Source organism: Pseudomonas sp. Marseille-Q0931 (assembly GCF_940789645.1).
In the GTDB taxonomy this organism is placed as follows: domain Bacteria; phylum Pseudomonadota; class Gammaproteobacteria; order Pseudomonadales; family Pseudomonadaceae; genus Aquipseudomonas.
The window spans coordinates 137,974-161,178 of sequence record NZ_CALNWT010000011.1 but is presented as its reverse complement, the minus strand read 5'-3'; the positions used below and the strand labels follow the sequence as shown (position 1 = coordinate 161,178).

Below are 23,205 nucleotides of genomic sequence, written 5' to 3'. Positions count from 1 at the left end.
CAACTGGGGTGCAGGAATGACCGAAGACCAACTGGAACAGGAAACCCTCGGCTGGCTCTGTGAGCAGGGTTACACGCACCTCTATGGGCCGGACATCGCCCATGACGGCGACAACCCCGAGCGTGAGAGCTATCGCGATGTGATCTTGACCATGCGCTTGCGCACGGCCATCGCGCGGCTCAACCCGCAGGTGCCGTTGGCTGCGCGCGAAGATGCGCTGCGCCAGGTGCTGGAGCTGGGTGTGCCGGTGCAGCTCTCGGCCAACCGTCTGTTCCATCGCCTACTGGTCAGCGGTGTGCCGGTGCAGTACCAAAAGGATGGCGAGACGCGTGGCGACTTCGTGCGCCTGATCGACTGGGCGGACGTGCAGGCCAACGAGTGGCTGGCGGTCAACCAGTTCAGCATTCAGGGGCCGAAGCATATTCGCCGGCCCGACATCATTCTGTTCGTCAACGGTCTGCCGCTGGTGCTGCTGGAGTTGAAGAACCCAGCGGATGTGAATGCCGACCTGGTCAAGGCATTCGACCAGATTCAGACCTACAAGGAGCAGATTCCGGACGTCTTCGAGTACAACGAAATTCTGGTCATCAGCGATGGCAGCGAGGCGCGCATGGGCTCGTTGTCAGCGGACATCGAGCGCTTTGCGCACTGGCGCACCATCGATGGTTTAACGGTCGATCCGCTGGGTGAGTTCAACGAGCTGGAGACGCTGGTGCGTGGTGTGCTGCAGCCGGCGATGCTGTTGGATTACCTGCGTTACTTCGTGCTGTTCGAGGATGACGGTCGGCTGGTGAAGAAGATTGCCGGCTATCACCAGTTCCATGCCGTGCGTGCCGCCATCCAACAGGTGGTCAGCGCCTCGCGCCCAGGTGGTACGCATAAGGGCGGGGTGGTTTGGCACACCCAGGGCTCGGGTAAGAGCATCACCATGACCTGCTTCGCCGCGCGCGTGATGCAGGAAGCGGCGATGGAAAACCCGACCATCGTGGTAATCACCGACCGCAATGACCTGGATGGCCAGCTGTTCGGCGTGTTCTCGCTGTCTCAGGATTTGCTGCGCGAGCAGCCGGTGCAGGCGCTGACCCGCGGTGACCTGCGCGAGAAGCTGGGCAACCGCCCCAGTGGCGGCATTGTCTTCGCCACTATCCAGAAGTTCATGCCGGGTGAGGATGAAGACAGCTTCCCGGTGCTCTCGGAGCGTTCGAATATCGTGGTGGTGGCCGACGAGGCGCATCGCACCCAGTACGGTTTTAGTGCCTCATTGAAGGCGCCGGACCTCAAGGTCGCCGAGGCCAGTGCCCGTTATCAAGTGGGCTATGCCCAGCACCTGCGCGATGCCCTGCCCAATGCCACCTTCGTGGCCTTCACCGGCACGCCGGTGTCCAGTGAGGATCGCGACACCCGCGCGGTGTTCGGCGACTACATCCACGTCTACGACATGCAGCAGGCCAAGGAAGATGGCGCCACCGTGGCCATCTACTACGAGTCGCGGCTGGCCAAGTTGTCGCTCAAGGACGCGGAGCTGGCGCATATCGACGAGGAGGTCGATGAGCTGGCCGAGGATGAGGAAGAAGATCAGCAGTCACGGCTGAAGTCGCGCTGGGCCGCGCTGGAGAAAGTCGTGGGGGCCGAGCCGCGTATCAAGAGTGTGGCGGCTGATCTGGTGGCACACTTCGAAGAACGTAACCAAGCGCAGAGCGGCAAGGCCATGGTGGTAGCCATGAGCCGCGAGATCTGTGTGCACCTGTACAACGAGATCATTGCGCTGCGCCCGGAGTGGCACGACGAAGACCCGAAGAAGGGTGCAGTGAAGATCGTCATGACCGGCAGTGCCTCGGACAAGGCTTTGCTGCGCCCGCACATCTATCCGAGCCAGGTGAAGAAGAGCCTGGAGGCGCGTTTCAAGGACCCGAAAGACCCGCTGCAGCTGGTCATCGTTCGCGACATGTGGCTGACCGGCTTCGATGCGCCCTGCGTGCATACCCTGTATGTCGACAAGCCCATGAAGGGGCACAACCTGATGCAGGCCATCGCCCGGGTGAACCGCGTGTTCAAGGACAAGCAGGGCGGCCTGGTGGTGGATTACATCGGCATCGCCAACGAGCTGAAGGCAGCGCTCAAGGAGTACACCGCCAGCAAGGGCCGGGGGCGGCCTACGGTCGATGCCCATGAGGCCTATGCCGTGCTTGAGGAAAAGCTCGATGTGCTGCGCAGCCTGCTGCATGGCTTCGATTACAGCGACTTCCTGACTGGCGGGCACAAGCTCCTTGCCGGTGCCGCTAACCACGTGCTGGGGCTGGAGGATGGCAAGAAGCGCTTTGCCGACAATGCGCTGGCCATGAGCAAGGCATTTACCTTGTGCTGCACGCTGGATGAAGCCAAGGCGGTACGTGAAGAGGTCGCCTTCCTGCAGGCCATCAAGGTGCTGCTGACCAAGCGCGAGATCAGTGCCAAAAAGAAAACTGATGAAGAGCGTGAGCTCGCCATTCGCCAGATCATCGGCAATGCCGTGGTCTCCGGCGAGGTAGTGGATGTGTTCCAAGCGGTGGGGCTGGACAAGCCCAATATCGGCCTGCTGGATGACGAGTTCCTGGCCGAGGTGCGTAACCTGCCAGAGAAGAACCTTGCCGTGGAGCTGCTGGAGCGGCTGCTGGAAGGCGAGATCAAGAGCAAGTTCGCCAGCAACCTGGCTCAGGAGAAGAAGTTCTCGGAACTGCTGGATAGCGTGATCAAGCGCTACCAGAACCGCTCCATCGAAACCGCCCAGGTCATCGAAGAGCTGATCGAGATGGCCAAGAAGTTCGCTGCCGCCAGCAAGCGTGGCGATCAGCTGGGGCTGAATGATGATGAGCTGGCCTTCTACGATGCCTTGGCCAACAACGAAGCCTCGGTGCGCGAGCTTGGCGATGAAGTCCTCGCCAAGATTGCCCATGAACTCACCGATAGCCTGCGCCAGAACGTAACGGTCGATTGGAGCAATCGAGACAGTGTGCGTGCCAAGCTGCGGCTTCTGGTTAAGCGCATACTGCGGAAATACAAATACCCGCCGGATCAGCAGGAGGAGGCGGCGCAGCTGGTGTTGGCGCAGGCGGAGACGCTGTGTGAAGCATGGATGTAGACAATTAGTCATGAGTACGACTGAGCTTTTCAGCGGTCCCTTCTACGAGTGGCTTCGCCGTCAGGAGCCTCTATGTGTAGCTGAGTTCTTTACCAAGGGCTCGTCTGCAATGCTGTTTCAGAGAGACGGGCGACTCTATCGCCTGACTCGGGATGGCTGCGGCCATAACTTTCTCGCATGGGAGTCCATGCACGGTAATCAACAGGTGACGCGTTTCCTTCAGGACTTCGGCGCCGTGGAACCTTCTGACGAGGGAGGTTGCGACGAGTTCTGTTGGCTGGCCGAAGTGGAATGGCTGGACGAACTCGATCGACAGAGTGCAACCATCCGGCGTCTGGCAGCCCTGCTGGATGAGCTGAGCGAGGGTGACCAAGTGGTTATGGAGCCGGATCTGCCGGCGCTCATTAAGCACTGTCAGGCCATGGCGGTGCTGCATCCAGAGTTTGCGCCGCTGTTGAAATCCCTGGCCAAAGCCGCTCGCTCTGGCGCTGATGCCGATGTGCGCATCAGAAACCTCATGCGCCGTCCTAGCGCCGGCGAGTTAGTTTGGATCGATCCGCTGTTCGGTGCTTCTTATCTGCCAGATGAGCAAAGCCTCGAAAGATTGATGTCAATTCGCCGGTCTCTTGGCATGATCCAAACCGAGCATTGAACAATCAGGTCTTGAACAAAGGGAAGTGTTCCGATGAATACCAATGTACCTGCAATCAACCCCTTCAAGGCCTGGCTAAGCGAGCTACTGCTCAATCGCGAACTCTTCAAGGGGCCGAACGGTAGGCCGCTATACAGCTATCAGCTCACCGAGAGTGAATACGCCTCGTTGCGTGATTTGCTTAAGCTACATTTGCAGCGCAGCGACAACCCTGCGCATTTGCAGCATTTGAGCGCCTGCTTTTGCCTATTTGTCAGTGAGCAGTATCGGCGCAACTACAACCGCTCTTGGTCTTGGGCTGGCGCCGAGGCAGAGCTTGGAGTCCTGCTCAGTCCAGCCGACCACGCCACGCTGACCCAAAAAGGCCTCGACTATTGGCAGCGTCCCGTTCGGCGGCGGGAAAATGGGCGCGACTGGCTGGGTACCCTGTTTGCCGAAGGCGGGCTGCCCTGGCCGCTGGTGCAGGATGACAAGCACGGCTTTGGCCGAGCGGTTAAGCGCGGAATCAAGCACTTCTTCCGTACTGAAGGTAACCGCCGAACCACCTCGGACTTGATGGCGGACTTCGAGGAGGATCTACCGCTAGCGTTCCGCACCCTGGAAACACGTCAGCTGTTGGCTGGGATCGTCGACCAACTGATGTACCTGGTTGAGCACTATCCACTGAAGGACCAACAGGACCCGGCCAGCTATCTGGATATGGTCGCTCCCTATTGGTCCGGAGAGTTCCCTATCCCGCTCGACGAAACTAACGCACGCAGCCTGATCAACGACTGGCTGCGTGATGCAGGGCAGAAACGTCAGGAACGCAAGGAGGTCCTCGAAAGGGCGCGTGAGTTTACCTGTGAACATGTACTGCAAGGCGTGCTTCCCGCGTGGGCGATTCGCACCGAACTGATCTTGCCACATCACGCCACATTCAAAATCGACCTTACCCAGCTCAGTAGCACTCGGTTGGATATCGCCTATTACGAAGGCGAGCACATACTGGCCCGAGGGGGTGCCGTTTACGGACAACTAAGCGGCGATAATCTGCAGGTTCGCTTCAGCAATACGCAGGTCACCCTGGAGCGCCGCCACGTGTCGGAGCCAGTGACGCTACGCCTGCTCGACAATGGGCGAGTGGTCCACCGCTTCCAGTTCGAGGACAGCGCGCTAGACTTCCAGTACTCGCCGCTGGTTTTCGAGCGCCGCGCAGAGCGTTGGCAGCTGGCAGGCACATCCTCTTGCAGTCTGTCAGGCAACAAGGCGCTGATTCGCTTGCCTTCAGGATTTGAGCTGAACGCCGAACTGGACTCACCAACCGATATTGGCCTCGACAGGGACGCCGGTCATTGGGTCGAAGTGACTGCAGATATTTCGTTGCACTTCAAGGATGACGTCTATCGTATCGAACTCAATCAGGCGCAGGAGGAGGCGCTGAAACCAGCACTTATTGGCAATCAGGCTCAGTACGACAGCAATCCCTCGACCATTTTCCTCGGCTGGCCCAGTCTCGACTTGCCGGAAGGCTTTACTTACGGCCGCGACGAGTTGGTCGAGTTTGCCAATGGCCAGCCATTGGACGCGCTAAGACGTTCGGGCTTTTATGGCCTGGTTCGTTACAGTCTGCGTTGCAAGAGCGGGAAAACCCTGCTGCAACGTCGATTTGCTGTGCTTCCCAGGGAGTTCAGCCTGGGATTATCTCCCGGCATTCAAGGGCAACCGGCACGGATCACGCTCAAGAGCGCGCAGCAGCTGGACTGCCGAATCGTTAGTGACAGCCTGAAATGCCAGCGGCTGTCCGATGTGCAAGAAAAGGTTTTTTTTCTGCAGCACGACAGCCAGAGGCCACCCGCTAGCTTTGTTCTGGAGCTTGGCACTGGAGGTAATCAGCAGACTATACAGTTGCGTCTGCAATACCCCTACCAGGGGGTCCGCCTGCTAGATGCCGATCTACAGCCTACCAGCAGCCGTGAGCTCAGCCTAAGTGAGCTGCTCGGCCATCGTGTTGCTCTGGCCTCAGGCCAGCCGCAGGGTCAGAGCTTTTTTCTGGTACTGGAGCTGGTAAGCGAATCAGCGTTGCGCCCTCAGCGGGTGTATGAGGTTAGGGTCGGTCAAGATCCCGTCCAGCTGAGTCTTTACAGCTATCAAAACGACATCCTACAGATGCTGGGGGCGGTGGACGAACAGGACGCCTTCATCAAACTCCATGTGGAAACCGAGCAACGCCTGCTCACCCTGAACATCCGGCGCTACAACGGGCGCCTAGCCTGGCAAGGGCGGGATATCTTTGCCATCTGCGATATCGGCTCCTCCAATGTACTCGACGCTGCGCAAGTCGAGGCCATGCTGATGTCCGACCCCAAGCAAGCTCCGCTGGTACTGGTGGAGAGGACAAGCCAGGACGTTGGCACGGGCTTGTTTGAGATACCAAATGCCTTGCAGCGCAGGGGCCCCTGGCTGATTTATCCAGCCCAGGACAGCAGCGTTCAGTTCCGCCCGGCGCTATACGTATCGAATACTCAGGATATCGACATGGCGGGTGAGGTCTGCTCGCTGCATCGGGCGACAGAGGTGTTCCATCCCGAGCGCAACCCGGAAGTGATTAATCAGCAGATCGCTGCGATGGCCGAAGACTTCGGTCACAGTGGCTGGCAGTACCTGGCCGACCTGAAACAGCACTTCGCGCATCTACCCTTGTCGTCGTTCGAAAGCTGGAAGGCGCTTTCACGTCATCCACGTGCCATGGCCTTGGCTGTGCTGCGCCTGGAAATGGACGAGGCATTCTGCAATCGGGTGCGCGATGAGCTGGCGGTGATCTGGGAGGCAACGTCATTGCGCCTCTGGGCGGAGGTGTATCAGTACTTCCTGCGCAGCCTTCATGACTTGGGCTTGCCGCAGGTATTGATCCGCAACCTTGAGGAGAATCGGGCTTCTGTGCTGCGTGCAGTCGTATCCGGTTTTGACCATGTCGACGACTATCTGCATACCGGTAAGTGCGCTTCGCTGACCAAGGTGCCGCCTGAAGCAGCTCTACCCATCTGGTGCGGGCAACTGCGCCAGGTGCATGGCTCAAACAGGCGCTGGCCGACGGAGCTGAGCTCCGAGCTCGGCACCTGGATCTCTCGGCAGGAGCTGCCGGCGCAGCTTAAGACGCTCTCGGCAGTGGGTTATGCCAATGCGGTGATCTATTTACCGATCTTCATGGCCTTTGTGACGGCTGAAAAGGCCAGGCTGAACGATCTGGGCGTGCCATTGCCCTATCTGAAATTTGCCGTCCGCCTGCTCGCCGACTTTGACAGGCAAAACTGGTTCAATCCGGCTCATGCACTGATGGTGTCCTATCTACTGGCCACGCAGAGCGAGGCATAAGGGTTTTCAATGCGTTACTTCAGAGACTTGATCGAGCAGAGCCTCAACCGTACGCGTGAGGCAACACTGGGTGTGCTGGGCATCAACCATGCGGGACTGCGTCACCACCTTAGCGAGAGCATGGTGGATGAGTTGGGGGCTGACGGCTGCTTTCTGGCGCCACCAGTGTTTGAGCACACTTTTGGCTGGCAAGAGTCCGACAAACGCTTGCAGGATTTATCGCCCAGCCTGCTCTCTGAGAGTCTGCTGGGCACCCTGCAGAATGCCCACGCCTATCAATTCCCGAAAAGCGCGAAGCCCTACGTCCACCAGCTTCATGCCTGGAGCATGCTTCTAGCTGACAAACCGAGATCGGTGGTGATTACTAGCGGCACCGGCTCGGGCAAGACGGAATGCTTCATGGTGCCGATCCTCGAGGATCTCATTCGTGAGCGTGAGCGGAACAAGGCGCCTTTGGTTGGGGTAAGGGCACTATTCCTCTATCCATTGAATGCGCTAATCAATTCCCAGCAAGAGCGCTTGGATGCCTGGACGCGGGCTTATGGCCAGGACATTCGATTCTGTCTCTATAACGGCAAGACCGAAGAGACGGAGGGCTTTGTACGTAAAGAGCAGGCCCTGAAGCCTAACCAGATCCTTTCCCGCCAACTGCTGCGCAAGGAGCCTGCCCCCATCCTGATGACCAATGCCACCATGCTGGAGTACATGCTGGTACGTCAGGTGGACAATCCAATCTTGGAAATTTCCAGACAACAGCAATCTCTCCGCTGGATCGTCCTCGATGAGGCGCACACATACATCGGCTCACAGGCTGCTGAGATGTCGCTGTTACTGCGGCGCGTGGTTCAGGCATTCGGCAAGCATCCCGAACAGATTCGCTTTGTGGCCACGTCCGCCACTATTGCGGGCGCCGATGCCGAAGAGCGCTTGAAGCATTATCTGGCCAATCTCGCAGGCGTAAGGCTTGAACAGGTCGAAGTCATCAGTGGCTCGCGAGTCTGGCCCGATCTGCAGTTTCACAAACCGCAGTACACACTCACCTTGGAAGATATCCAGGCTGTTGAGTCTGATACTGAGGCATCCATTGCTCGCTTTGAAGCACTGTGTCAGCACCCCATCGCCCAAACTCTCCGCCACACCGTTGTCAGCTCACCCAAGCCGCTGGATCTCAACGACCTGATTCGTTCCGTCAGTGACCTGTTGCAGGGCAACACCATACTGGCCCGACAGCAGGAGGTTCTGGACTGGCTAGATGTACTCACCGGCACTCGGCCGGCCCCCTCGGAGCCTCCTTTCTTGAAGCTGCGTGCCCACTTCTTCCAGCGCATGCTGAATGGTCTATGGGCCTGCGTTGATCCGAATTGCAGCGTGAAGTCCCAGCACCTGTTGGACTGGCCATTTGGCAATGTCTACGTCAATCAACGCGCCCGCTGTGAATGCCAGGCCCCAGTCTACGAGTTGGGTTTCTGTGATGACTGCAAGACGCCACATTTGATTGCGGAAGATCGCAGTGGCGAGCTGCACCAGCTCAGCCCCTACACCGGCGATGAGTTCTCCCTGAGCTACGAGCACGGAGAAGAGGATTCACCTTCAGGTAGTGCAGTTACGGGCCCCAGCCACAAGACGCCCGTTCAACGCCTTGTCATTGCCGGCTTACCTGCGGCTCATGAACCCTATCAATCTGATCGGATCGATCTTGAAACCCTGAAGGTCGGCAGTCTGGTGGGGCAGAAGCCTCTTCATATTGTTTTTGCTGAAGAAAAACGGGCCTGCTGCAGTGAATGCGAGCATGCGTTTCCAGATGGCCGAAGCTTCCTGAGAAAAGCCTATTTGGGGGCGCCATTTTACGTGGCGAATGCGGTTCCAACCGTATTGGAATTCTGCCCTGATCCCGATAAGGAAGACTGTGATGGCCGATCCCCAGAGGAGCTACCAGGACGCGGACGCAAGCTGATCACCTTTACCGATAGCCGCCAGGGTACTGCGCGCATGGCTGTACGCATGCAGCAGGAAGCAGAGCGCTCTCGTCTTCGTGGTTTGGTATTCGAGACGCTGCGTAATGCACAGGCCAAAATCGATAGCCAGCCGCAGGATGTGCCTACTGGCGATTACGATGCACTTATTATCCAGGCGGCCAACCTGGAGAAGCTCGGTATGGCGAGTATGGCGAGCGATCTTCGTACCCAAGCAGAAGCTATGCGCTCAGGAAGCCTGGCGCAGGATCGTGTTGCCGCAGTTGACTGGGAGCAAATGGTTCGAGAGCTGGCAGCCACGAAGGATATTGAGCAATCCATCCTTGAGTACAACCGCTATGCCAATCCGGCCCTGTTCGATGGCAGTCAAGGCGGCACAACCATGGCGCGGTTGTTGTTGGCCAGGGAGTTTGCCCGTCGCCCGAAGAGCCAGAACAGCACGGAAACGCTGGGTCTGGTTCGTGTTAGCTACAAAGGCTTGGAAACGATCAACAGTTGCCCATCGCTCTGGGAGCAGACCACTGCGATATCATCGACAGGCGACCCCGGCAGCAAATCTAAGCTGACGCTCCAGGACTGGCAGGACTTTCTAAAGGTTGCACTGGACTTTTATGTGCGGGAAAACACCTTCGTACGCTTGAGCCGAGACATGCAGCTTTGGATGGGCAGTCGATTTACGCCTAAGTCTCTTTTCCCGCCGAAGAGTGACATTGACGAAAGCCACGTGATCAAGAAGTGGCCACAAGTCAGAACTGGCAATCCCACGAGGCTGGTGAAACTCCTCGAGATGGCCACGGGTCTGAACCGAACTCAGAGCACCGATGCCGATAAAATCAACGGCTGGCTCGATGCCGCTTGGCACGCGCTGGTAAAGGCCACCATTCTGGAATCTACGGATGCTGGCCATAACCTCAGGCTAGAGTCCCTGACGTTTTCGTTGCCGGTCACAGGCTGGGTATGCCCCCTCACGCACCGCATTTTTGAGACAACGTTTAGAGGCCTTACGCCTTATCTCCCTATCAAGCAGCTACCGCGAGACTATCGGTGTCAACCAGTTCAGCTAGCACCTCTTAGTCGCCTGCAAGTGGATGGAAGTGCGACCGCTAAGCTAACTCAGATCAGAGCGCGTGTCGGTCAGGATCCGGTAATTGAAAAACTGCGATATGAAAGCCTCTGGTCAAATCTGAGCGACAGAACGGTTGAAGGTGGTTTCTATTATCGAACCGCAGAGCATTCTGCTCAGCAGTCTGCTCAAAAACTGGATACCTACGTAGAGCTGTTCAAAAAGGGCAGGATCAATGTACTGAACTGCTCCACCACTATGGAGATGGGCGTCGACATCGGCGGTATTTCTGCCGTGGTGATGAACAACGTACCACCACACCCAGCTAACTATCTTCAGCGCGCCGGGCGGGCAGGCCGCCGGAGTGAGGCTCGCGCCATTGCCTACACCCTGTGCAAGGCCGATCCGCACAATCAAAGGGCATTCGCTCAGCCCAAGTGGCCATTCATCACCGCCATTCCCGCACCGAGCATCACTCTGAGTTCGGACAGGATTGTGCAGCGACATGTGAATTCGCTGCTGCTTGCCATATTCCTGCGCACTCAGACTCAAAGCGATGGTGACCGCACCAAGCTGACCTTGCACTGGTTCTTTGGCGCGGATGAATCTCCCTGCCGGCAGTTCATCAGTTGGTTGGGCAGTTGCCCAGACGAGTATGCCGAACCGGTGCGCATGCTGGTTTCCGGAACGTGTCTGCAGGGGCGAGTAGTTCTGTCCATCACCGCGGATACCCGAGACGTCATTCAGGAAATTGAGAGCTGCTGGCTGGAGGAGTTGCGCAAGCTCAATCACAAGCAGCTGACTGCCAAGGACGAGCCTTACAAGAAAGCTCTCGAACTGGAAAAGAAACGGCACTGTGATGAGTACCTGCTCCGAGACCTTGCCGCCCGCGCCTTCTTGCCGGGGTATGGCTTTCCCACCGATGTGGTGACACTTAATACCTACAATATCGAGGACTTCAAGCATAAGCGCGAGCGGAAGAGCAGTCGTGAAGACAGCGTCTTCAACAACAAGGAGCTGCCGTCACGCGGGCTGAACATCGCCATTCGTGAGTATGCTCCAGGATCGCAGGTGGTCATCGATGGTCGGGTCTATCGGTCGGCTGGCGTGAGCCTGCAGTGGCATGCCTCTGGGCAGGTGAACGAGGCGCAAAAATTTGATATTGCCTGGCGTTGCTCACACTGTGGAGCCGCAGGCGTAAAAGAAAACGCCTATACGAACAGCGCGGAGTTGACCTGTACGCATTGTGCATCCCACATTCCGTTCTCCGAGCAGCGCAAGGTCCTGCGCCCAGGTGGGTTTGTCACTGACTTCTATGAGTCAACAAGTAACGATATCTCGTCGCAAAAATTTATCCGGGTCGAGCGCCCGCGTATCCAGGTGGCCGGTTCCAACATTGCTCTACCCGACCCTAGCTGCGGTTTCGTACGCTTTGGCCATGGAGGCAGCGTTTTCCATCATTCCTCCGGTGAGCATGAAAAAGGCTATGCCGTTTGCATGATCTGTGGCCGCGCTGAGTCGATGCTGGCATCAGGTGATATTCCGAAAACACTTCTTCCGGATCAATCGCATCGCCCGGTGGGCGGTATTACGGGTAGTCACAAGGAGCACGATTGCCCAGGCTCATCCGTACAAACCAGTATTTTTCTTGGCTACCAGATTCACACTGACGTGTTGGAAGTGTTCTTGAGAAGCCCTCTCACAGGCCACTGGCTGGGAGCCAGCACTAAAGAGCAAGCTATCGCCATGACACTGGCAGTCGCTATGCGTGATGTGATTGCGGATCAGCTCGGTATAGCTACTACAGAGATGGGGTTTGGTTTCCGCCTGGACAAGAATCTGGAAAGCGGCCAGGCCCGCAGTGTGATTCAGTTGTTCGACGAAGTCAGTGGCGGTGCTGGTTTCGTCCTGTCTGGATTAGAAGATCTGTCGAGTTTGCTGGAGAAAGCCCGAGCGAAGCTCGAGTGCCCTGTTAGCTGCGAGAATGTCTGTTCTCATTGCTTGGCAGGGCAAGACAGCCGGGTTGAGCGGGAGGAACTGGACCGCAGAATGACGCTGAAGTGGATCCAGCAATCCGGTTTGATTGAGCATCTGAAACTGCCAGGCGATCTTTCAAGGGTTCCTGGGGCGCGTTACTGTTCAGTTGGACCGCTGCGCTACCTGAACGCTGCTATCAACAAAATCGACCGGAGTGTTGGTGGCAACTCGATAACAGTGCTATTGCAGGGCGAAGCAGATGATTGGGAGATCGATCACCCTGAATTCCGCGAGCGTCTCTTAACCTGGCAGCTCGCAGACAAATTGCCAGTCAGAATTGCACTACCTGCAGGCGTCGCACTCAGTAGCGAGCTGAAGAACAGCCTGTCGGTACTGGCTCACCTAGGGGTGACGGTGCTCGAGGTCATCAGAGGGGTTCTTCCCGACGGCCTCTTCCTGGCGACTCAAATCACCTCTGGAGATATTTGCAAAAGTTTGCTTTGTAACGATCCGGCTCCAGTCATGCCCGGTGCTCAATGGCTGGAGGGTAACGGCAGTGCTGTCTGGGTCAGTACACAGCAATTACCCGGCCTCGAGGGCAAGGCCATCGACACGAGTGGCTGGCGTCGGCAAGAGCAGGACGCCAGGGTCATCCAGGTCACCACTGAGCTGAATGGGCCTGTGCGAGATCTGGGTAAACGGCTGCAAGCACTGATCGGTAAGCAGGCTCCAGAGGTTGCTGAACTGCTAGCGAATGACAGAGCTGTAAGCCTTAGCTATTCAGATCGATACCTGAAGTCGCCTTGGTCGTTGATGCTCCTCAGCGGTTTCCTAGATATATTTAAAAATCCTGAGCTCAAGAACCTTAGCATCCAGACACTCGCTGCCAGCCCTGGGCAGATGAGCTCGCTGACATCGCATGACTGGTTAGATGCAGCGGATCAAGAGGCCGTGCTTAGCCTATGGCTGGGTAGCCAATTCTCCCTGGAGCCTAAGATCGACATCAAAGAGCACGCCCGGGATCTACAGCACAGCAGGGAGATTTCCGTGATTTGGGCCTCAGGAAAGCGCTGCAAGATATTTCTTGATCAAGGAATGGGCTATTGGCGTGGCCGCATGCCTCAGCGTGATCAAATGGGCTTCGACTTCTACAGCGATTGCAAGGGGCAGGCGATGCAGATGCTGGCGAAGTACAAAGATGCCAGCATGGTCTCAGGAGGGGAGTGGCCGACTTGTATTAGTGTTCTTGTGGGCTGACCCATTGCAGGAGAGGACGCACAGTTGGTGATGCCTCAGGCGAAGGTGTTGTGCGAGGCCGGATGTAGGGCTGCGCCTACTTAGATAGCTGTTTGGTTTTAGAGCTAGCCATGCATGGCATCGAAAGACCAGCCAGCCATTCACCTGCAGCGAATGAAACAAGCTGATTTTTGACAACAAAGCCTGTCGCTGCGCGATGGCAGTTGGGCATTTTTCCACTCCGCTCGGCTTGCTTCACATTCGTTTCGCAAACCATGGCTACGTGGAAAAACACCCAACTGCCCCATACTTGAAGGCTTCAAGTATGGGGGGAGGGGACGTACTTGAAGATGCGCCTGGACGGCTGCCTCAAGTACGCCCCCTCCCTAACGTTTGTTGTCAAAGCTTAGCCAGCCCGGCATGCCGGGCTGAAAAGGCGGCGTTGCCGGTGGTGCGGTGTATTAGCTGCTCATGCCGTTTGCGATCAAGTTCAAAAAGTAGCCAGCGCACGAGGCGCTGAAGTGACGAACTCGGCGCCAGTAAACGTGTCATGGCCCATGCAGAAAAGCTGCATTCAAAAATGCTAGCCATGCGGTGGCGATTTGGTTATGAAAAAAGTCACCGAAGTCAGTGTTTACAAGGGTTGCAGCGATAATATAACCAAAAAAAGGAGTGCCAGTTTTGGCACGTTTCGCGCCACTTGAGACCAGTGCGGTGTCATTTTCGGCTTCCTCCAGTGCCACTACAGGCACTCAAACTGCCTCTAGTGGCACGATCCAGGTGTCGCAAACCGCGTGTGCGGCACGCATGGTGTATCGCAATAACTTAGTGCGATATGGTTGGAGTGTCGCAATGCGAGCGTGCGACAGACCGAGAGTGTCGTATTGATGTTCTGCGATACACCCTGAATATCGCAGGCCAGACCGTGCGACACGAAGGTTGTGTCGCAAATCTGCGATCACACTGCGGATGCTGCTTGAAGCACCGTATGGGGGGCGTAAACCGCATGTGCGATATGCTGGGTGTGTCGCAGACCGTTCATGCGACAAGGGGAGCGTATCGCAGCGTGAGAGTGCGACAGCCCAGGTGTGTCGCATCAAGGTGTCTCTGATACACAGTAAGTCCCGGTATGCCGGCACATGTAGTGGCCTGTTGCTAGTCTAAAGCTGGGGTCGTAGCCGTATGTGATGACCCAGTGCCGGTGGCATTTTGGTCGCATCAGCGCTCTGCGGCAGGTTAGTAATATCGCTGATGCCTAGATGCTTTCTAATAATGCAAAAAGGCCGCACTTACGGCGGCCCTTATTGATCCCTCATCGCATCATCTCCAGCTGATAATGGTTCCCTTCTTTAAGAAGGGGCTAGTGCAACGTCTTCCTCGCTCTCCGGCCACGTTTGCTGCGTCCTGCCTGGCTGCTCATCAAATGCTTGAAATGCTCCCAGTTTATGTCGCCTAAGGGCAGGTTGTAGCTTAGGTGGCGCTCCAGAGTATCCAGCAAAAGCACGGATTGCGGCTTGTCTAGGTAGTGCTCTTGGGTGACTTCGAGCTTGCCGTCAGAATGGCCCAGCAGATGTGCAATGGTAGTTGCCGGTACATTCGACGTCTCAAGCCGGACTGCAAACGTGCGGCGGAAGCTTTTAAAATTAAAGCCGCCATCCAATGCCACGGGGCAATGCTGACCTATAAATCCGGCGCCTGTTTCGGGACCGCAGAAGAAGCGGCTCGCGGCGCGCGAGTAGAGGTGTTTCTCGTCAAAGCGCAGCTCTGAAAAAAGTAGAGCATCCGGACCTTCGGCCTGACGGCGCTCCGTCACGAAGTCGAGAAAGCCCATTGTGATCAGCTTCGAGGAAATTGGGATCTCGCGTCTCGATTGCTCATTTTTCAGCGACTTATTGAAGCCGTTGTCGTTGATGCTGATCAGGGGCACGCCATGGGCGTCTTCGATCACATCGTGGGCGCGTAGCTGGCAGAGCTCGTTGAGTCTGGCTCCAGTGAAGAGTCCAAGCGGCATCAGCCAAAAACAATAGCTCTGCGCATCTTGGAGAACTGGCGCTGCAGGTGTGCTCGAATCGTATGCCTGATAGGGCCAGCTATTGAAGAGGCTTACTAGGTTTGAGTCGAGGAACGACTTGGTGATCTTCGATTTGGTGGTCTGGCAGCCTTTGATCTTGAGGTCTTCATCAATCCAGTGATCATTGGTTGCTTGATCCAGCATGCGATTAAACAGCCGGTAGTAGGCTTGTAAGGTATCGCCCTGGTTGCTCGATGCGTTGTTCTGCCTGAGCAGCTTTGGGAGCTCATCCTTCAGCGTTTGGATATCGCGATTGCTTAGGCTGGCTACTCGGCGCAAGGGATCATCTTGAGTAAGCACGGTCTTGATTTTGGCCATTCTGGCGCTGAGTTGGTATGCCGACTTTGCGTTGCGAGGGTTCTCTCGAAGGAAGCGACTCAGCACGTTATCCATGAACTCGGCCAGCAGCGGCGAGTTGTGGTGACGATAAATCGATTCAGAAATCTTGGCGAGGTGTGGCATCGCCAGTTCCAAGATTTTCGGATCATGCCCAGCCGCAAATGCTAACGATAGGCCGTGGGTGATTGGGACGGAGATGTGGGATTGGTTCAGCGCATTCATAAGTGCCTCTCTGGTTAATTGAGGCACAACAATATCACTGGATGTAAAACCAGTAAATAAAGTATTGGCAAATTAATCTGATTATTTCCAGGTATTGACAGTTTGTCAATAGGTTTTTGGTGCGGGGAAGGCGATTTCCCCGCACCGCCTCAACTATCGGGTGATGCGGGATTGCCAGTGCCGTTTTTCAGTCCAGCTGGTGGTTTTAGCCTTGTCGACGCCAGCCGGGCGGCCAATGCGAAAGACACCTTGCTCGGCTTGCAGCGCCCTGTAGTGGCTGTAGTGGATGTGCGCAGTCGAGGCCTCAAAGTCGATCTTGTCGAGCTCCTCTTTCAGCACATAGCTCGGGTAGCAATCGCCATAGCCGCCGGTGGTGCTGCGGTCGGCGTGGCCGACCAGGGCCTTGCCAATCAGCATGTCCAACTTCTGTCGGCGGAACTGCTGAATGAACGTGTGCCGCAGGCCGTGGAAGGTCAGCTCGTCATCGCCGAGTCCGCACTGTCCCAGGTAGCCTTTGTCATCTTTGTCTGAGCCTCGGTACCAGCGGCTGGCTGTGTGCCCGGGCGAAAGGTCGCCGTACACGCGGAGATTTTCAAAAAGCGGCGCCGACAGATCACCACCATGCGCCTTCAAGCGCTGCTGATGATACGCCAGGAGCCCGGCTTCAAGAATGACCTTATGCAGCGGCACGAGGCGCTCCGAGTCGACCGTTTTCAGCTGTCGCGCTCCAGAGCTGCTGATGCTGATTACCCAAATGCCAAGCTCTTCACGAATATCTCCAAGCTGAAGCTGGCAAAGCTCGCTCAAGCGAGCGCCGGTATACAGGCCGAGCAGTGGCAGCCAAAAGCGGTAGTCGTCCAAGCGCCAGCGCGGCGGTGCTTTGAGTGTGTAGACTGGGCCTTGCAGCAGTTGCTCGATCTGCCTGGGGTTATAGGTGCGCTTGCGTGGCGAGGGGGCGCCTTTGGTGCTGAACGTCAGGCCTGCGGCCAGATTCTCTTTCAAATATCCTTGGTCGTGCGCATAGCCGATGAGTGCGCGTGCCAGCTCGAAAAACTTCTTCGCCGTCCTAGCATTCAAGGGCTCGTACTTGCCGCTCTGGATAATCTGACTCAGGGGCTGATGGCGAGTCGCGCGCAAGCGATGCCGGTTCTTGGGGTAGCTGCGCAACTGGTCGCGCAAGGCATTAAAGTCAGCCCGGGTCAGGGTGGCGAGTGGGCGATGTCCGCCGATCAGTTCGGCCAGTCCCTCCAAGCGCGCATGCATGGTGATGCGGGTGCGTGGATTCTTCCACGCACCTTCGCGTACCTGGCGCTCTTCGAACTCACGGGTGAGGGCACCGAAGTGCCGGCAGTTCTCATGAGTGAGTGGTGGCTGGATCAGCAGGTCGTTTGAGGTGGGCGTCTCAAACAAGGCTTGTAGCTTGGCGTTCTGAGCAGGTGACAAAACGCTGCCGAGGGCATTCAGCAGTGCGAGCGTGCCAGCGTCCTGGGGCGCTGTGGCTGCGTCGTTGGCCGCGCTCATGTCCGGCAGAGTGTACATGGGCTCGGCTGGCGGTACTGGGCCAAGCATGCGCCGGATCAGGTCCTGAATTTCTTGCAGGGCGCGCTCATAGGCATCAGCTGAGGGAGCTTCAATAAAACTTTTCACCAGAATTTTGTCGATTTGACCCAGGCTGAAGTGCAAGAGGATCGACGCCAGGATCGGCGAACTAGTCAGCAGCTCGACTCGCATTTCATCGGGATGACGAGGCGCACCGGTGAGTCGTGCGCCGGTCAGCGGAATAAGGAGTGTATAGAGCCCGCTTTCCTCCTGAAGAATCTGAAAATTTTGGCAGAGTGTCAGGCGGTCGAGGTGTCCCGAGATCCGGCTGAGGTGAAACATGACGCTATGTGCGGAACGTGGCAGGCCCGGTGGAATATGCAGCAGATGGCGGCCTTGGTCGGGGCGTGCAAAACACAGGTACTCGTAGAGCGACAGCATCGTGATAAGCGGATGCCCGGTTTTGAAGACGTTCCTGGCCATTGGGGTAGTTTCCAGCACTGTGATGGCGCTGTAGATGTAAGCCGCAGCCGCGTTGGCGGTGACGTGGTCGTTGGTGCCGAGCGGCCAGTCGAAACGGGTGAAACCGAATTTGAGGGCTTGGCGCAGGGCTTCGCTCGGATACAAGGCGAAGTGGATTTCACCGCCCGGCTCGTTGCAATAAAGCACGGTGTGCTCTTGGCACTCTTTCAGCAGGCGCTCATGCCCGGCGCTCAGGTCAGAGTTGGCCAGTACGGCAGGTGCAGGGCGGAGCGCCCAGATTTTCAGGTGGCTTTCGGTAAAACGGCTGATTTCAGCGTGAACAGTGGCCAGGTTTAACAGAAAGCCATCAGGGTGCAGCTCAATCGTGGCGGCGCTGCTGCGCCTAAGCAGATCTTCGAAGCGCGGGTTGAGATATTGGGCGAGATCGCGTGCGAGCGCTTCATCATGGCCGAGTGACCAGCGGATTTGTGCCGGCAGCTGCGGGTGATTGCCGATATAGCTCGGGAAGGTGAAGTAGTACTGGAAGCCGGTTTTGGCTTGATAGACCAGGTGCTGAACACCGGTTTTGCTTTGACGCTTGGACATGATGGCGTACCTATTTGGATTCACAGTTGGACTGTGTGAAATCCAGTGCCATCAAATCGTGCCTGAAACCCGCGTTTTAGACGGGTTTCAGGGCTTATTTGGTGGAGCCGGGGGGATTTGAACCCCCGTCCGCCAGCTCTCCGCTATTGGTTCTACATGCTTAGCCATCTCTACTGAGTTAACTCCGCGCCGCCCGAGTGGCAGGGTGCTTGGAGCGAGCTGCATGAGTTTTAGCCGTTACGTCTGCAGCGAACTTGGCGGCGATCCTGTTCTATATGACTGACCAGATCTTCGGGTTTACAGGCATCCCCTAGGGTCAGCTGGCGCCCTTAGGCGGCCAGAGCGTAGTTGTCGTCGTTGGCAACTATGAAATTGTGGCAGCGGATTTACGAGAACTGTCACCTACTCGGCATGCCCCTCAAGTTTCGCTACCGGCGTCGAATCCTAATCGGCCCCAAAACTTTCGTGGTTACAGCTAGGACGCGGAGTCTACGCCAAAGGTTCCTCAGCGTCGACTGCGGATTCCGTCTCGGGACGCTATGATGGCCCTTCGCGTCTGCCCGCGACCTCTGAAAAGGAGCCGTAATGCCGAGTTCTAGCCGCTACCCCCTGCGTCAGTGGATCTGGCGAGCGTTCGTGCAAAGCGCGCTGATCCCGCTGATTCTCGTGGAGTCGGTGTTGATCGCGGTGTATCTGTTGAGTAACCAGGCGATCCGTGACGCGCAGGTCGAGCATCTGCAGGAAACGGCGGTGAAGGATCTGGCCAGCGCCGCGCTGCGTGAAGGGCAGATCATCGATGGCCGTTTACGCTCCATCGAGTCGTTGGTGCAGGTCTTCCGCGATGAGACACATGAGGCCTTGCTCGACTCTCGCTTCCAGGCGGACGAGCTCGAGCGCCAGCGTCATGCGAAGACTGAAAGCGGCGTTTTCTACACGCGCAGCGATGACGGCCGTGCGGCGTCCTTCTATGCCAACAGCACGCCTCTGGCGCAGCAGGATCACGCAAAAGTCATGCGCCTGTCGCAGATCGACCCGCTGATGCGTTCGATCCAGCAGGCCAATCCGCTGGTGGCTGCGCTGTATTTCAATACCTGGGACAGCTACAACCGCATCTACCCCTGGTTCGATACGCCCGCGCAGTATCCCCATGACATGGTGATACCCGATTACAACTTCTATTACCTCGCCGATGCCCAGCACAACCCGCAGCGACAGGTGATGTGGACCGAAGTTTACCTCGACCCGGCCGGCCTCGGTTGGATGCTATCGGCCATCGCCCCGGTATATCGCGATGATTTTCTCGAAGGGGTGGTCGGCCTCGATGTGACCGTAGGCCAGGTATTGGGCGAGATCGCCGAGCTCAACGTGCCGTGGCACGGCTATGCGATGCTGGTCAGTCATGACCACAACATCATGGCGCTGCCCAAGGCCGGGGAACTGGATTTTGGTCTGCGCGAGCTGACCCAGTATTCCTACGATGAGGCCGTGCGCCGTGAGGTGCTCAAACCCGAGGACTTCAATCTGGCCAAGCGCGAAGGCATGGCGCCGTTGCTGCAGGCGATGAACGAGGGCAACGGTAATGTGCAGGAAGTGCTGCTGGGCGGACGCAAGCAACTGGTGGCCTGGAGCGAGATTCCGCAGACCGGCTGGCGCTTGCTGCTGGTGGTGGACGAGGAGCAGATCTTCCACGACACCAACCAGCTGGCCGAGCGCTACCTGCACATCGGCTACCTGCTGATCGCCGGCCTGGCAGCGTTCTATCTGTTGTTCTTCGCCCTGATGTGGCTGCGTTCGCGCCACCTGAGCAACCAGTTGGCCGAGCCCATCGACGGCATCGTCGACATGGCCACCAGCCTGGGGCAGGGCGAGTACTCGCCAACGGTGCCGGACAGCCACATTGCCGAGGTCAGCCGCCTGGCCGAGGCGGTGCAGCAGGCTGGCAAACAACTCCAGGCCAGCGAACATGAGCGGCAGGAGACGCAAAGCATCCTGCAACTGGTGCTGGATAGCACCACCGAAAGCCTCTGGCAGATCGACACGCGTGATCTCACCATCGATCTCAGCGAGCGCTTCGTACGGCGTTTCGGCCTGGGTGCGAGACACCTGACGCTGAGCGAATTCAACCAGCGCGTGCACCCCGATGACCTGGAGCGCCTGCGCCACCTGCGCAAGCTGTTCGCCGACAATGGCGAGGAGTATTTCGACGCCGAGTATCGCTATCTCGATTGCCGCGGCGAGTACCTGTGGCTGCTTAGCCGAGGCAAGGTCCTGTTGCGTGACGAGAGTGGCTGGCCGCTGCGCATCGCCGGCACCCACGTCGATATCACCCGCCTCAAGCAGGTGGAGGACGAGCTGCGTCACGCCAGCCTCGAAGCGCTTGCCGCCAGCCAGGCCAAGAGCCGCTTCCTGTCGAGCATGAGTCACGAGCTGCGCACGCCGCTCAACGCGATCCATGGCTTCGCCCAGCTGATCGAGATGGAAGTACAGGACAAGCACGACGCGAAACTGGAGAGCGACTACTCACGCGAAATCGTCAATGCCAGTCGTCATCTCACCTCATTGGTGGACGACATTCTCGACCTGTCGAGCATCGAGAGCCGGCGCCAGCAGCTGCAGTTCCAGCCGATCGAGATCGGCGCGTTGCTCAGCGGTTGTGCCGAGCTGGTGCAGCCCGAGGTGCAACACAAACAGCTGCAACTGCAGGTGATGGAGGCAGCCGACCCGCCCTTGTTCGTGCAAGGCGATCCACGGCGGGTGCGGCAGATCCTGCTCAACCTGCTGTCCAACGCGATCAAGTACAACAGCCCGCGCGGCACGATCCGCATGGGCTACGAGGTGCGTGCCGACTGCGTGCGGCTGTGGGTCGACGATACCGGACCGGGCCTGTCGAGCGAGCAATTGGCGCAGCTGTTCCAGCCATTCCAGCGTCTGGGGCGTGAGAGCTCGAACATTCCCGGCACCGGTATAGGACTGGTGCTGTGTCGTGAACTGGCCACGCTGATGGATGGCGAGATCGGCGTGCGTAGCGAGCCCGGCGTGGGCAGTCGCTTCTGGCTCGACATACCCAGTGCCGCCAGCCCTGAAGGCCCTCACGACGAAGCCGTCGATGTGCCGGCGCAAGCTGCGCGCAGCCTGGTGCAGGTGTTGTGCGTGGAGGATCACCCGGCCTGCATGAAGATGCTCCAGGCCTCGCTGCGCGATTTCGCCGAGGTTCACGGCGTGAGTTCCTGCCAGCGGGCGCTGGTCGAATTGCAGAACAGCGAGCCAGCGCTGGTGGTGCTGGATATCGACCTGCCCGATGGCGATGGCCTGGCAGTGCTCGACGCCATGCGTGCCGAGCCGCGTTTACGCGATGTGCCGGTGCTGGTGATCAGCGCGGTGGCCGACGCTCGCCTGTTCGAAGACGCCAGGGCGCGTGGCGCCAGTGCCTGCCTGAGCAAGCCGGTGGATCTGCAGGAGGTCAGGCAGGTGGCGCTGGGCCTGCTCTACAGCGGTTTCTGAGCAGGCCCGCGCGGCCTGCATTTACTCGCTGGCTGACAGCAGGTCCAGCGCTTCGCCGAGGACCTTGACCGACTCGCCGTGATCGCCAGCCTTGTGCAGCGCTTCGCCCTCGGCGCGCAGCTCCTTGACCTTGGCCAGCACCTCGGGATCGGAGGGCGGATCGCTTTGCAGCAACGCGTCGATCTTGGCCATGTCCTGTGGGCAGTGCATGGCCCACAGCGGCAGGCTGATCAGGGCAGCGGCGAGAAACATGAGTGTGCGACGCATGATGGCTCTCCTGAAACGGGCAGCGGGAATTTCAGTATAGGAGCATCCTGTGTTTGCGTTTCCTGCCCGCGGGTCAGCGCTTATCGCGGCGGCTAGTGGAAGGCTTCAGGCAGCAACCGATGGCGGCGGGGTGCACCGGTATGCAGCGGCCGGCGGCACGCTTCAGTATGCTGTGCGGCATGATTCAACCCATGCAAGGAATGCGTATGAACCTGCCCATGACCGTCGAGCAACTGCAGCAGGCCTGCGCCGCTGGCGATCGCTTCGACTATCTGTATTTCTGGGGGCACAGCCGTGCGGCCGGCGCGCCGGTTGGCAAGAGTTGTCTGAGCCAATGGTATCCCTCGGCCTTCACTCTCGACGGAATCAACTACGCCACCGCCGAGCACTACATGATGGCCGGCAAGGCCCGGTTATTCGAGGATGCTGAGGCGCTGGAGCGTGTTCTGGCTGCGCACACGCCGAATGAAGTCAAGGCGATTGGCCGGCAAATCCGCGGCTTCGATGAGGCGCTCTGGCGTGAAAACCGTGAAGCCGTCGTCTTCGAAGGCAATCTCGGCAAGTTCTCGCAAGACCCCGAGCTGGCGCGATACCTGTTGGGGACCGCGCCGCGTGTACTGGTCGAGGCCAGCCCTGTCGATCCCGTCTGGGGTATCGGTCTGGCGGAGGGCGACCCGAACGCTCACACCCCGGCCTCCTGGCGTGGCCTCAACCTGCTGGGCTTCGCCCTGATGCAGGTGCGCGAGTGCTTGTTGAACGAACCCGGGCGCCTGCCGCGCGAGGCTTGAGCGAGCCGCCAGCGACTCGTGACCAGCAGCCGCTGAG

10 protein-coding genes and 1 other RNA gene are annotated in these 23,205 nt (G+C 58.1%); 6 read left to right on the top strand and 5 right to left on the bottom strand.

Annotation, left to right across the window (positions count from 1 at the left end):
* Positions 1-16 precede the first annotated feature (16 nt).
* The 4 genes from P3C50_RS17810 to P3C50_RS17795 are packed head-to-tail and all read left to right on the top strand — an operon-like array spanning position 17 to position 13,394.
* On the top strand, positions 17-3,118 hold the full coding sequence (locus P3C50_RS17810; RefSeq protein ID WP_275546977.1) for a type I restriction endonuclease subunit R: 3,102 nt from the start codon (positions 17-19) through the stop codon (positions 3,116-3,118).
* A gap of 10 nt (positions 3,119-3,128) precedes the next feature.
* Positions 3,129-3,770: a hypothetical protein gene (locus P3C50_RS17805; RefSeq protein WP_275546976.1), complete on the top strand. Its 642-nt coding sequence runs from the start codon at positions 3,129-3,131 to the stop codon at positions 3,768-3,770.
* A gap of 33 nt (positions 3,771-3,803) precedes the next feature.
* Complete coding sequence (locus tag P3C50_RS17800) at positions 3,804-7,124, top strand: STY4851/ECs_5259 family protein (RefSeq protein ID WP_275546975.1); 3,321 nt, start codon at positions 3,804-3,806, stop codon at positions 7,122-7,124.
* Positions 7,125-7,133: 9 nt separating this feature from the next.
* On the top strand, positions 7,134-13,394 hold the full coding sequence (locus P3C50_RS17795; protein WP_275546974.1) for a DEAD/DEAH box helicase: 6,261 nt from the start codon (positions 7,134-7,136) through the stop codon (positions 13,392-13,394).
* Positions 13,395-13,921: 527 nt separating this feature from the next.
* Here P3C50_RS17795 and P3C50_RS17790 read toward each other — a convergent pair.
* From P3C50_RS17790 to ssrA, 4 genes are all read right to left on the bottom strand, one after another.
* Entirely contained in the window at positions 13,922-14,116 is a 195-nt protein-coding gene (locus tag P3C50_RS17790) for a hypothetical protein (RefSeq protein ID WP_129484185.1), read from the bottom strand.
* 617 nt (positions 14,117-14,733) lie between these two features.
* The gene (locus P3C50_RS17785; protein WP_275546973.1) at positions 14,734-16,005 is read right to left on the bottom strand and encodes a tyrosine-type recombinase/integrase; all 1,272 of its coding nucleotides are present in this window, start codon (positions 16,003-16,005) and stop codon (positions 14,734-14,736) included.
* 153 nt (positions 16,006-16,158) lie between these two features.
* Complete coding sequence (locus P3C50_RS17780) at positions 16,159-18,612, bottom strand: site-specific integrase (protein WP_129484183.1); 2,454 nt, start codon at positions 18,610-18,612, stop codon at positions 16,159-16,161.
* 99 nt (positions 18,613-18,711) lie between these two features.
* Positions 18,712-19,068: a transfer-messenger RNA gene (gene ssrA, locus P3C50_RS17775) on the bottom strand.
* A 129-nt stretch (positions 19,069-19,197) separates the two neighbouring features.
* Between ssrA and P3C50_RS17770 the strand changes: the two genes are divergently transcribed.
* A complete protein-coding gene (locus P3C50_RS17770) occupies positions 19,198-22,113 on the top strand; it encodes an ATP-binding protein (protein ID WP_275546972.1) in 2,916 nt (971 codons plus the stop codon).
* 21 nt (positions 22,114-22,134) lie between these two features.
* On the opposite strand, the gene P3C50_RS17765 is transcribed toward P3C50_RS17770, so the two are convergent.
* Positions 22,135-22,380: a hypothetical protein gene (locus P3C50_RS17765; protein ID WP_275546971.1), complete on the bottom strand. Its 246-nt coding sequence runs from the start codon at positions 22,378-22,380 to the stop codon at positions 22,135-22,137.
* 206 nt (positions 22,381-22,586) lie between these two features.
* Between P3C50_RS17765 and P3C50_RS17760 the strand changes: the two genes are divergently transcribed.
* Positions 22,587-23,168 carry an NADAR family protein gene (locus P3C50_RS17760; protein ID WP_275546970.1) on the top strand — a complete coding sequence of 194 codons (582 nt, stop codon included), beginning with the start codon at positions 22,587-22,589 and terminating at the stop codon, positions 23,166-23,168.
* Positions 23,169-23,205: the final 37 nt, after the last annotated feature.